The 12958-nt window shown below is 74.0% G+C and carries 1 protein-coding gene (running past one end of the window); it reads left to right on the forward strand.

Translation table 11 applies throughout. The features are described from left to right. Nucleotides 1-12958, forward strand: the 5' end (the start) of a protein-coding gene (locus tag ABEE00_RS22400; protein WP_345747404.1) for a lonely Cys domain-containing protein. 44903 nt of this gene lie beyond the right edge of the window; only the first 12958 of its 57861 coding nucleotides appear in the window; the start codon lies at nt 1-3; its stop codon lies beyond the right edge, outside the window.

Consider the following 12958-nt stretch of genomic DNA (forward strand, 5'->3'; position numbering starts at 1 on the left):
GTGGCGAACTGGCGGGATGAGCTCGAGGGCCTGGACATCGATCGCATCTGGAATCTGGGAAACCAGTGGATCAGGTTCGGTGACCAGCTGCACGACATGGTGTCGACCCTCAACAACTCGCTGTCGGGCATGAGTTGGTCGGGCGGGGCGAACTCCTCGGCGACCAGCGCGATGCTGGGGCTCCAGCGCAAGTGGAAAGACGTCATCGACGCCGTCTGGAAGATCGGCGAGGCGATCAACCAGTACGCCGACGCGATCATGGACCAGGCCAAGGAGATAGCCAAGCAGAAGGAACAGGCCCTTCTGCAGAACATCCTCAGCTTCGTGCTGGGGATCGCCACCATGGGCATCGGATCGCTGTTCAGCGTCATGGCGTCCATGGCGGCGAGGCTCGCGACCCTCCTGGTCAACGTGGCCAGGACGCTGGGTCAGACGGTGGGCCGGTTCGCGGCGACGCTGGTGCAGTTCACCAGGGAGATCTCACGGTCCATCGGGACCGCTCTCAGCAACTCGCTGTCGTTCAACATCGGTGCGGGCGGGGCACTCGGCGCCGGGCTCACGCTGGGCATCGACGAGGCGGCCGGGCACGGCGCCGCGGCCGCCGTGGGCGGGGAGTACGAGACCGACTGGTCCATGGAGGGGCCCATGATGGGCCTCTTCGGCGGGCTCGGCGCGGGCATGGGCGGCCTCATGGGCGGAGGCGTGAAGGGCGGCCTGGGCAAGGGAGGGCCGCCCCCGTCGTTCCGCAACAGCATGATGGACACGCTGTCCAAGCTGGACAAATACCAGGCGAACAGCGGGGCTGATGTCGGAGGCGGCAAGGGGTCGCCGCTGTCCGGGACAACGTGGCGCGGCCCGGGGAACACCGGAATGCCGACCCCCAACACCGACGGCTTCGGCCCCGGTCAGGGGCCGCCGCAGGGCGGAGGGCAGTCGGCGTTCGAGCCGGGCGCTCCCGGCTCCGTCCGCAACCCGTCGGACGTGGGCATGCCCAACCCGAACGAGGGCGCCTTCGGCCAGGGCGCGCCGGGGAACGGCGCCACGCACGCGCCCCCGCCGGTCCCGCGCAACCCGACGCCCGCCACACCGGAGACGGGCACGCCGGGTACGGGCGCGCCGGGTGTCCCGGGCACGCCCGCGCCGCCGCACGCTCCGGGTACGCAGGGCACACCGGGTTCGCCCGGCGCGCCCGCCGCGCCGCACGCTCCGGGCACACCGCACACTCCGGCCGCCAACGAGGCGGGCAACGGGACGGTGGCCCCGCCGCCCCCGGCCAAGGCGCCGGGCAGCGAGGCGGGCCAGACGCCGCCGCCCACGTCGAAGTCGCCGGGTGACCTGAGCCAGGCTCCGCCGCCGGCGAAGGCGCCGGGTGAGGCGGCGGGTGAGACGCCGCCGCCCGCGTCGAAGTCGCCGGGCGAGGTGGGTCATGCCCCGCCGCCGCCCGCCAAGGCGCCGGGCAGCGAGGCCGGTGAGACGCCGCCGCCTACGTCGAAGTCGCCGGGCGACGTGAGCCAGGCTCCGCCGCCCGCCAAGGCGCCGGGTACCGGTGAGGTGGGTGACGGCACGGTCGCGCCTCCGCCGCCTGCGAAGGCGCCGGGTACCGGTGAGGCGGCTGACGGTACGGTCGCGCCGCCGCCCCCGGCCAAGGCGCCGGGCGGCGAGGAGGGTCATGCCCCGCCGCCGCCCGCCAAGGCGCCCGGAGAGCACCAGCCGGGCCAGTCCGACGAGGTGGGCGCGCCGCCGCCCGGCAGTGGCGAGCGCGCGGGCACCGGCCAGTCCCACCAGGGGCAGCCGGACACGCCGGGGACGGGCGGCCAGGAGGCCCCGCCCGGAGCCGGCTCGCACGAGCAGCCGGGCTCCCAGCACGGCGAGCAGCACGGCGAGACCCCCGCGCCGCAGGGTTCCGACCCGGCGCAGTCCGGTGTCTCGGGGCCGCTGACGCCGTCCGCCGGCACGGCCGGTCCTCCCGTCGCCAAGCCGCCGGTGGGCCAGGCCGGCAAGTCCGGCCCGGGGCACGAGTCGCCGGACGCGTCGGCGCCCCCTGCCCAGCAGGAGCAGGGCGAGGGCGGCAGGCCGACCGGGCCCCACGAGCCGGAGCGTTCGCAGCAGTTGGCCTGGCACGCCAAGGACGGCGGCATGGGCAACCGCGAGGTGGCGAGCTGGGAGCAGAGGCTTCTCGACGCGCACCGCTCGGGCGACAAGGCCCACGTCAGCGCCGTCGAGTCCAGCTTCTTCAAGCGGCTCGACAAGCTCGGCATCGAGCGGCTGGACACGAAGGCGCTGCCCGAGCCGAGGGGCCCCGTCTCCCGTGGCCGGGAACTCGGCGGGGAGATCAAGGACCCGTACGGCGTCCGCGAGCGGATGGACGCCCGCGGCGGTGACGAGGGCCGTCCCGGGGCGCCGGGCGAGGCGTCCTCGGACGCTCCCGGTACCTCGTCGAAGGGGCTGGTCGGTGACGAGCGCCCGCTCGGCGGGGAGGGGAGGGACCCGTACGGCGTGCGCGAGCGCATGGACGCGCGCGGCGGCGAGGGGCGTCCCGGTTCCTCGGAGGCCGGAGCGGAGACCCCGGCTGCGCAGCGGGCGCCCGAGGGCGAGCGCCCTCTCGGCGGCGAGGTGAAGGACCCGTACGGGGTCCGCGAGCGGATGGACGCGCGCGGTCCCGACGCGCGGCGCGGTTCCGCGCAGGAGGAGACGCCGGACGGTCCCGGTACGTCGTCGAAGCCGGTGTCCGAGGGCGAGCGTCCTCTCGGCGGGGAGATGCGGGACCCGTACGGCGTGCGCGGGCGGATGGACGCACGCGGCGCTGAGGGGCGTCCCGGTTCCTCGGAGGCGGGGCCCGAGGCCCCGGGTGCGCAGCGGGCGTCCGAGGGCGAGCGTCCTCTCGGCGGGGAGATGCGGGACCCGTACGGGGTGCGCGAGCGTATGGACGCGCGGGAGGCCGAGGGGCGTCCCGGCTCCTCGGACGCGGAGCCGGAGACCCCGGGCACGCGCGCGGAGGGCACGCCCGAGGGCGGGCGCCCTCTGGGTGGTCCGCAGAACGACCCGTACGGCGTGGCCGCGCGGATGGGCAAGGGCGCCGCAGAGCGTCCCGGCCCGGAGTCCCCGGAGAGCGGGCCGCGGGCGGCGAAGAAGCCGGGCAAGGGCGCCGGGTACGACCGTCCCGCCACCCTCGCCGACGTCAAGGGCACCTCCCACAACACGGGCGCCGGCGGGCCGGAGGCCGGTGGCGGCCAGCGGATGAACCAGGGGTCGGGCACCGCCACGGAACTGGAGACGCCCAAGCCCACCGAGGGAGGCGCCCCGCCGCCGCAGAGGCAGCCGGAGTCCCCGGCCGAGCCCGGACGGACCGGGGAGCAGGCGCCCGAGGGCGCCGCATCGGCGGGGGACCGGGCCGGTACGGGCCCGGGGACCGGGCGTCCCGCCGCGGCCGACGAGGTCAGCGGCGGTTCCAGCGTGCCTGTCGCCGACGCTCCCGGAGCGGGCGCAGGCCGGCAGGCGGCCCCCGGCCACGAAGGCCGCGAAGGCACCGCCGGGACCGGGCCGGCCACGCCGGACGGGACGTCCGTACCCGGCCCGCGTGCCCAGCGCTTCGACCTGGACGCCGCGCGCGCCCGCCTCAACGACCCCAGGCTGCCCGCGGGGAGCCGGGACGAGGCGCTCGCCACGGCGCGGGACATGGTCTGGGACCGGCTGCGCCAGGTGGCGCCCGACGAGGAGCCGCTGGGCGTCGTGGCGCGGCCGGACGAGGTCGTCGAGCTCGTCGCCTCCGAGTACCTGCGCGGCAACCACCTCCCGGCCGCCGCGCTCACGAACGAGGTGATCAGGGAGCCGCACACACCGCACGACACGGGAACGGACGCCGCCGGCAAGGACGCCCCCGGCACGGAAGCCGCCGACCACGCCGCCGCGTACGGGGCGGAGTTGGAGAGGTGGGACCGCTTCGTCGACCACCTCGAACAGCGGGGGCTGCACTTCGACAGCGCCCCGCGCGCGGCCGATCCCGAGTGGCTGAAGAACGAGCGCTGGGCCGTGTTCCGCGCGCAGCGCAACGAGGCGTACGAGAACCGGCTCGCCATCGAGGAGAACTTCGAGCGGACGGTCGGCGACGTCGGCCCGGAAGTCGACCACGCGGCCCGGCAGTTCGCCGGCGAGGACCTGTTCGGCGGCGGGTACGTGCCGGAGGACGGCCCGGTCAGGCAGGAGATCGAGCGGCAGTACCGGGAGCAGCTCAGCGACGCGTACGCGAAGCTGGCCCAGGACTCCAACGCGGTCAGGGCCCCTGAGGGGTTCTGGCGCGATCTGCACAGGGAGATACGCGCCGGGCTGCCGGAGCGCTTCGCGCACGCCTCGGAGCGGGAGCGGTACGCCGGTCTCGCCAAGGAGGACTTCCAGCGGGCGCTGGAGGACCTTCGCGCGACCGACCCGTACCGCAGCGCGCTCCTGCCGGAGGACGACCCGTTCCGCGACCCGAACGCGCGCCTGGAGTTCGACGAGGACACCGGCATCGCCCGGGAGGTGTCGGACGAGAGCGGCGCGAACGGGGACGCGGAGATACCCAGCACGCTGCACGAGCTGTGGAAGCGCACGCTCGCGGACTACACCCAGGCTGTGGACAGCGCGTACGCCCAGCACCGCCCCGGTCCCGCTATGGCCAACTTCCGCCGGGCCGAGGAGCGGCTGGCCGCCGAGCGCGAGCGCCTGGAGGAAGTGCGCGACAAGCTGGCGGCGGGGACCGCGTCCGAGGCCGACCTGCTCAGGCAGCGGGAACTGGTCGAGCACGCGCAGCGGCTGAAGGAGTCCCGTTCCCACGCGCGGGAGGTGTACCTGGCGGAGCGCGATACGGCGCTGCAGGACATGGCCGACGGCCTCCGCGAGGGAATGCCGGGCAGGATACGGGGCTTCGCCGACCGCGAGGGGTATGTGCGGCAGGCCGAGGAGGCGTTCGAGCACCGCCGTGACGTCCTGGAGCATCAGCAGGGCACGCTGAGCCTCGACGAGACCGTCGAGGCGCGGGTCAGGGAGGACCTGGCCAAGGACATCAGGACCACCCACGCGGAGCTGGCCGCGCAGGCGGAGGCCCTCGGCCTGGATCTGTCGGGCCGGCCCTTCAAGCACTGGGTGGAAGACACCTTCGACGCCATGACCCGTCCCCGTGCGGTGGAAGAGCGCATCGAGTTCGGCAAGGTCAGGGACTGGCGCGGGCGGGCCGCCGAGGAGCGGCTCGCCAGGGCGCTGGACGCGTACGAAGAGGACTTCGCCAACAACAGGCCGCTGGGCGAGGCGGGCCGTGAGCGTCTGACGGAGGAGTGGAAGAAGGACGTCGAATCGGCCTTCTCCGACTGGTACTCCACCTCCTTCCACCACACGGACCGCGCGTGGTCGACGGTCGAGGACGAGCTGGCGGAGACCCTGCCGGCGCGCATCGAGCGTGAGGCGGGGCTCCAGGAGACCGTCCATTACGCGGCGCGGGACTTCCAGAACCTGCTCGGCCACCCCGACGACATGGCCTTCCACTTCAACGTGGACGACGGGGCCGTGAAGCGGATCGGCGGGAACTTCGAAGAGGAGACCGTCAGCGCGTACGACGAGATCTTCTCGCCGGGCCGTGACGCCAAGGACAGCAAGGCGTGGGTCGACCACCAGAGGAAGCACGAGAACGCCTTCGCCGACCACGTCGAATCGGAGCGGGCCAAGCCCTGGGAGTACACCCTCCCGACGGAGGAGCGGCCCGCAGGCGAAGCGGGCGCGGAGTCCGGCCAGGCCCGGGAGAGCGGTTCCGACGGGACGGTGCCCGACCCCGCCGAGAGCACGGGTTCGGACGTCACCAACTCCGGCCCCGTGGAGCCCGGGACCGGCCCGCAGCACGCGGAATCGGCTGCTCCCGCGCCCGAGGGCGTCCAGCAGCAGTCCCTCGTACCAGCGGCCGACGGGAAGAACGCCACCGCCGCGCAGGAGAAGAGCCCGAGCCAGGAACAGAGCCAGAGCCAGAGCCAGGGCCAGGGCCAGAGCCAGGGCCAGGGCCAGAGCCAGGGCCGGGACGAGAGCCGGACGGAGTCCTGGGAGCAGGCCGAGTGGCGGCGCGGGATGCTGGAGCGGTACCGGGACGTCCTCCTGCGCGAGGAGGCCTCGGCGCAGAAGAGCCGGCCGGCGTCCGCCCGTACGTCGCTGCCGCCCGTGTACGAGGTCGACGTCGCGCATCTGAATGTCGAGACGCACCGCGCCTACCAGCCGTCCGTCGAGGACGTCGCGGACGAGGCGTTCACCGCACCGCAGCGGGTCGCGCCCGAGGCGCTGACCCTGCTGGAGGAGGTCGCTTCGCCCGCCGGCGGGCGCGGAGCCGGGCAGCTTCCCCCGCTGCCGCGCACCGAGGCCCAGGCCGCGGCGGAGAACGAGGCCGACGCGGCGCTGTCGTCGCTGCCCGAGGACATTCCGCGGCGCGAGGAGGCGTACCGCGAGTTCGACCGGCACCTCGCCGACTACGCGGAGCTGCAACGGCCCCCGCACCGCGTCGGGCAGCGGATCGAGCCGCTGCGCGAGTGGTTCGCCGACAGCAGGATGTCCGCCGGACAGGACGCCGCGACGAGCGAGCCGGGGCAGGACGCGGTCGCCCGGCTCCACGAGGGGCTCCAGGACCTGCGCCGGCAGACCGTCGCCGACAGGGCGGCGGACGAGGCGTTCGCGGACGACCTCGTTCCGGCCGGCCCGTGGACGCGGGGCACGCGCGGGCACTTCATGGGCTCGGCCTTCGCGGACCGGGTCAGGGAGGACCTCCGCGCCGCCATGGGCGCGGTGCCGCAGGAGGACGGCGCCGTTCCCGAGGCGGCGAAGGCCGCGCTCGTCACCGAGTTCGGGCCGCGTATCGAGCAGGCGATCAGCGACTGGCGGTCGGACCTGGACGCCCGGCGCTCCTTCGACGAGGCGCTGACGATCCGGCGGCAGTACGACATGCCGGTCCTGCTCACCGAGGGCCGCCCGGAATGGGACCGTTCAGCGCGCGTCTGGCACCGCGGCGCCGTCGACCGGCTCCGGGAGAGCTACGTTGCCGACTGGAGGGCGGCCGCCGCCCTCCAGGACCCGGCGGCCGAGCGTGCGCGCCTGCAGCAGTACGCCAGGACCGCGGCCCTGAGGCTGATGTACGGGGCCGAGCGGATGGGCGAGCTGCACGGTGGGATCGGCCGGCTGGCGGAGGCCCGGAAGCCGGAGCACGGCTGGCACCCCGAGCTGCGCTCCTGGTTCGAGGACCGGAAGGCGGAGCTCGTACGGGAGCACAGGCGGGCGCTGCCCGCCCAGGACCCCCGCGCGGTCCAGCGGGCGAACACCGTGCTGGCCGGCAAGCTGGACGCGCTGCGCGAGAGCGCGGGCGTCAGGAACGCCGCGTACTGGGAGCTGTCCGGCTTCCTGGGCGCGCGGGAGTACGAGCAGACCGTCACCCTCGACCGGCGCGCCGCTCACTGGGCGCGGCAGCGGATGCGCGAGGTACGTGAGCAGTACGTCGAGGCGTACCTGACGCACTCCTCGGCCGCCGACCCGCTGAACGACCCGTGGGGCGAGCTCGGCTCCGGCACCGGCACGGACATCGAGGCGCTGCTCGTCCCCGCCCCGTCGTACGTGGAGCAGGGCGACTGGCGTGTCCCGGCCTGGCGCACCGAACAGGCCAGGGTGTTCCGGGAGTTCGACGCGCGGCTCGCCGCGCACCGGTCGGGGGACCGGAGCCGGGCGGGCGAAGAGCTCCCGGCTTCGGAGCAGAGCCCGGCCTCGGAGCAGGCCCGGGTTCCGGCTTCGGACCAGGTCCGGGTCCCGGGGGAGAGCTCTGTCTCCGAGCAGGCTCCGGTCTCCGGGGAGAGCTCTGTCTCTGAGCAGGCCGGCCGGGCAGCCGAGGAGCAGGCCGCCCTCGACCGCGCGCGGGAGGCGTTCCAGCGCACCTTCGAGGACTGGCGCGGCTCGCTGGGCGAGCGGGCGGAAGCGCTGCCCTTCGCCGTATCGGACGCGGTCCTCGACACCGTGCGCGACCAGGCGTTGCCCGCCTTCGAGCGCCGGGCGGCCGAGGCCGTCGCGCAGGTCACCGCCGGTGCCGGAACCCACCGGGACCCGCAGGAGAGGCTGCGGGAGATCCAGGAGAAGCTGGACGAGCTGACCGGGTCGCTGCGGAACGACCTCGACCTGCGTGCCGGACGGCAGTCGGAACTGGACCGCTTCCGGGACCACTTCGCGGCGAGCGCCGACAGCTTCGGCGAGGAACCGGGCGAGTACGGAAGCGCGCTGCTGTCCGCGTTCGCCCCGCGCGACGAGTCCGTACCGCAGGACCAGTCCGTACCGCAGGACCAGTCCGTCCCGCAGGACCAGTCCGTTTCGCAGGACCAGTCCGTCCCGTCCGGCCGTCCCGCGTGGCCCCGGCTCTCCGAGGAAGGACGCTCCGCCGTGCTCGCCCGCGCGCTGCGCGAGCTGGGCGCCGCGTTCACCGGCCAGTTCGAGGACGCGTCGCTGAGCGGCGACGGCGCGGAGCAGCTCGGCAGCCGGTGGCGGGAGCGGTTCGACGCGTTCGCCGCGCGGCTCCCCGAGCGTCTCGCGGTGCAGGCCGCGAGGGAGGGCGCGGAGCGCCGGGCCGTACGGGACGCCGAGGACGTGCTGTCGTCCTGGAGCGCGGAGCAGCCGGACATGACCGGGGCGTTCTCCGCCCGCTTCGACATCAGCCCCGAGCTGCCGGAAGCGCTGCGCGGGTCTCTGGAGACCGGCATGGTGCAGGGGGCTCTCGGCCTGTTCGACGAGCACCTCGGGGAGAGGCCCGCCCCCGGCGAGGTCTCCGGCGAGGTCTCCGGCGAGGTCTCCGGGGAGACGTCGGCCGAGCCCGGCGCGGCGGAGTCGGGCGGCACGCGCGAGAGCGCGGCCGACACCCCGGCCGAGCGCGTACGGCGCTGGGAGTCCGCCTACCGTGAGCTGACCGCGCCCTCACGGCTGCACTCGTGGCTGCTGCTGAACCAGGCCCGGGAGAGCGCGCACACCCAGGCCGACCGGATGGTCGACGCCCACCTCGCGGCCTGGCAGGCGGATCCCGGCGCGCGGCCGCTGTCGGCGGAGGCCGGCGACCGGCTGCGTGCGGACACCCGGCAGCAGGTGAGCGCCGCCTTCGAGGGCGTCTTCGGCCGGATCGCCGAGCGGCCAGAGGATCTGTCGGGGCTGGTGTGGTCCTGGGACCAGCGGTTCGACGACATCGCGGCGGAACTGCCCGCGCGCCTCGCCTTCGAGGCGGAGGCGGGGCCGGCCCTGGAGCGCGCCGGCCGTGCGCACGAGTCCCTCGTCGCCGGCCGGGACGCCGAAGGCGAGGACTGGCTGCGGGACGCGCTCGACGACTCCCGCTCCCGTTACGTCACGTCCCACCTGACGCTCTTCGCGCCGCCGACACTGCCCGCGCACTGGTCGGCCCAGGAGCAGTCCACCTCCGACGCCTTCGGCACGGGTCTGGCCGACGCAGGGCGGGAGCGTGCCGAGGACGCGGCCGAGGAGTGGGTGGACGCTCCGGAGTCGGCGGAGTCGGGCGAGGAGTGGGTGGACGCCCCGGAGTCGGCGGAGTCGGCCGAGGCGGCGGATGCGGACACGGCCACGACGCCGGTCTCCGAGGAGGACTCCGTCTCCGGCACCGGTCGGGTGACGGGCCCCGGCGTGCGCTCGGTGGCCGCGCCGCAGCCCACCGGCTTCACGACTGCTGAGGACGCCAAGACCGCGCTCATGGCGGCCTACGACTCGGCCGCCACTCCGGCGGCGCGGCGGGAGCTGCTGTCCGACAGGTACCGGCTCGTCCGCGAGACGGTGGACGGGCACGGTGTGCGCCGACGGCAGTGGTTCGGTCTGAACTGGTCGGGCAGGTCGTTGGACCGCCTGGAGCCCGACACCCTGCGCATGTACCGGAAATGGCCCCGTCAGCAGAAGCAGTTGATGTGGGAGCGCCCCGCGCCGTGGGGGCCCGACGCGTACTGGGTCGTCCCCGATGAGGAAAACGACCTCAACCTCGGTGTGGTAACCGGTCTGTCGTATGCCCTGGACACGGAGACGCTGGCCGGCACTCTGCTCGACGACCGGCGTCTGGCGGAGCTGCCGCCCGACGTCCCCGTGGTGCTGGCGGCGTCCCGGATGGGCATGTCGAACATCGGCTACGACCTGGCCAACCGGCTCCAGCGGACGGTGTGGGTACCGGTCGGTTCCGGGGAAGTGTGGGATTCGGGCGACGGGAGGCAGTACCCGGCGCTGGTGGACCGGAACCCCACGTGGTCCACAGGGGACTGGCTGCCCTTCGAACCTCAGGACCCCTCGCGTGCCGCCGGGAACCGTGAACACGTGGGTACGTCGGGCCGGGTGTTCCGCGACAGCGACATCGACGACCACCTGGTCGGGGACGGTGCTCAGCGTCCGGTCGGGACGATGGCCATTCCGGACCACGACCAGGCGCGTGAGCGTGAGGGCGATGTGGCGTCGGCCTCCGGGGTCAAGTACGTCCGGTATCTGGTGGATTCCGCCGGCGGCCGGAGCGAGGTGCTGTCCAGCGAGTCCCTCGGGAAGCTGCCCCCGTCCCTGAAGTTCTACATGCACGGGTACCCCGGCGGTTCGCTGGTGCCGTTGCGGGACGGCAGTGCCGAGATCCTCGATGCCAAGGCGTCCGGCCGCTACATCGGGGGACACCCGTCGGTGCGCGTCGCGATGGAGAAGATGGCCCGCGGGGAGCTTCCTCCCGACTACGAAGTCTTCGCGATCAAGTGCTACGGGGCCGCGGCGGGCGACCCGAGGCGTCGGCAGATTTCCAACCAGCCGATCCCCGAGGTGGATAATCCGCTGAAGCAGAAGCCGGACCTGCAGTACGCGGTCAACACCGCCCAGGAGCACGCGCCTCCGGGCGTGAAGCTGAGGTTCCGCGGCCTCAGCACCGAAGGGACCCTGGGGGACGACCGCGAGACGCTCGGCCTGAAGGTGCCGGCCGGTCAGCGCGCCTACATGCGTGTCTTCACCGCGGAGCCGAAGGGTGCCGACCTCGACCGTGTGACCCGTTGGGCGCAGCTGACCCCGGAGTCGGGGCGGACGGGCTCGCAGCTCCGGCATGTGTCGCTGCTCCTGGTGCAGGCGCTGCGGCAGGTCTTCGGCACGGAGCTCGAAGACGACCGGGACCGCTGGAAGCGGTACGTGCAGCAGATCGGCGCGCTGGAGACGCTCCGTGCGAACGACCCGGTGCTGGGCGATGTCACCGAGTTCCGGATGGACATGTGGACCCAGCTCGCGCGCCGCCACTCCGGGTTCTCGGCCGAGCAGAAGACGCCCGGGCCCCAGCACTACCGGAAGGTGCTGGACGACGCGTGGAGGAAGCTGCACTCCTCGGGGAACCCGACGCTCTCCTCCGCGCTGGGGGGTCCCTCGCTGTCCGTCGCCGTGGACACCCTCATGCCGCGTGGCCGGTTCGACCGCAGCAGCGCGGCGGAGGTGCGTCGCTTCCTGTCGCTGCGCCCGGACGCCGAGGTCACCATCGACGACATCGGCCGGGCGGTCTGGGCGAAGGCCGGCGCGTCCGGCTTCCTCGACCTGCCCGAGGCCGAGGCGCGGAGACTGGCCCAGAAGGTGCTGCACCTGCCGCCGGTGGAGGCGTGGGACCGGCAGCTTCGGGAAGACGCGGTGCCGGACCTCATGGACCTCGTCGGCCGGGCGATCGCCGATCATCGGGACGTCACCGACCCCGCCGTGCTCGGCGCCTTCCATCTGAAGACGCTGGGCGCGCTCGACGACGCGACGCTGCAGCGGGGCCCGTCCGGCCGGGTGCAGGGGCGCAACCACGGCGACCCCGTGCCCGGCGGCTTCCGGCTCGACAAGGTCCTCGCATACGACGCGACGCTGCCGACGCACGTGGCGGAGCACCGGGCGCCCTGGATGGCGGAGGGGGTCCGCCCCTTCGTGTGGAAGTCCGAACTGGACCCCCACACCGCTCAGGTGATGGTGGCCGTCCCGGCCTGGGGCAGTCGCATTCCCGTACCCGACGACGAGTTCACGGCGTTGCTGGCCATGGACCGTCGCATTCTCGAACTCGGGCTCGATGACCCGGTCGTCTTCCACATACCGGGCCTGCCCTACCGGCATGTGCAGCAGCCGCACTCGGACTTCACCGGCCGCCGGACGTTCGCGTACACCGGGAGCAGCACCGAGTACCAGCTCCCCGGCGGTGACGGCCGTTCGTACCTCCTTACCTACCCGAGCCACGACCCCAACTTCCCGGCACGCTGGTCCGTCACCGAGCGCACTCCGGCCGGTCCCGCGTACAGCAGCCTCGTGACGTTCAACGACAGGGCGGAAGCGCGGTCGACGGCGGAAGACGACGCGGCCTCCGACGCCACCGTGGCGCAGGACGCAGTGGCCGACGACGCCGTGCCGCAGGACGCAGCGGCCGACGACGCCGTGCCGCAGGACGCCGTGGACGTCGCCGGGCAGGAGTCGCACACCGTCCTCTTCCCCTCGTCGGATTCCGGCTCCGATGTGGAGATGTCGGACGCGGAGGACGCCGCCTCCGATACCGCGGACGTGTCGATGGAGGACGCCCCGGCGGACCCGGTCATGGTCGACCCGGCGAGCCATCCGGCGTTGCACCCCGACACGCGCACCCTCGGTCCCTCCGGTACCGCCCAGAGCCGCGTGCTGGTTCCCGAGCAGGTGGAGCGGGTGCTGCCGCACCGGCTGGGCCTGTACCGGCAGGAGGCCGACGGCCGCCGGGTGCCGGTGTCCGAACTGCCGGTGCACTGGCCGGAGACGGCGTACACGGTGGTCGGCAGGCTGGGCCAGGGCGGACTGCTCCTCGGCGGCGACACCCTCAACGGGGTGAAGCAGCCGGGGCCGTTGGAGGAGCACTGGGAGCTGGGGCACCTTCCCCGTGACCCGGAGACCGGGTACCGGGCGCTGAACGCCCAGCAGACGGCGGAGCTGTTGAAGGCCGATC

The sequence above is a fragment of the Streptomyces odontomachicola genome, from assembly GCF_039605595.1.
Lineage (GTDB): Bacteria > Actinomycetota > Actinomycetes > Streptomycetales > Streptomycetaceae > Streptomyces.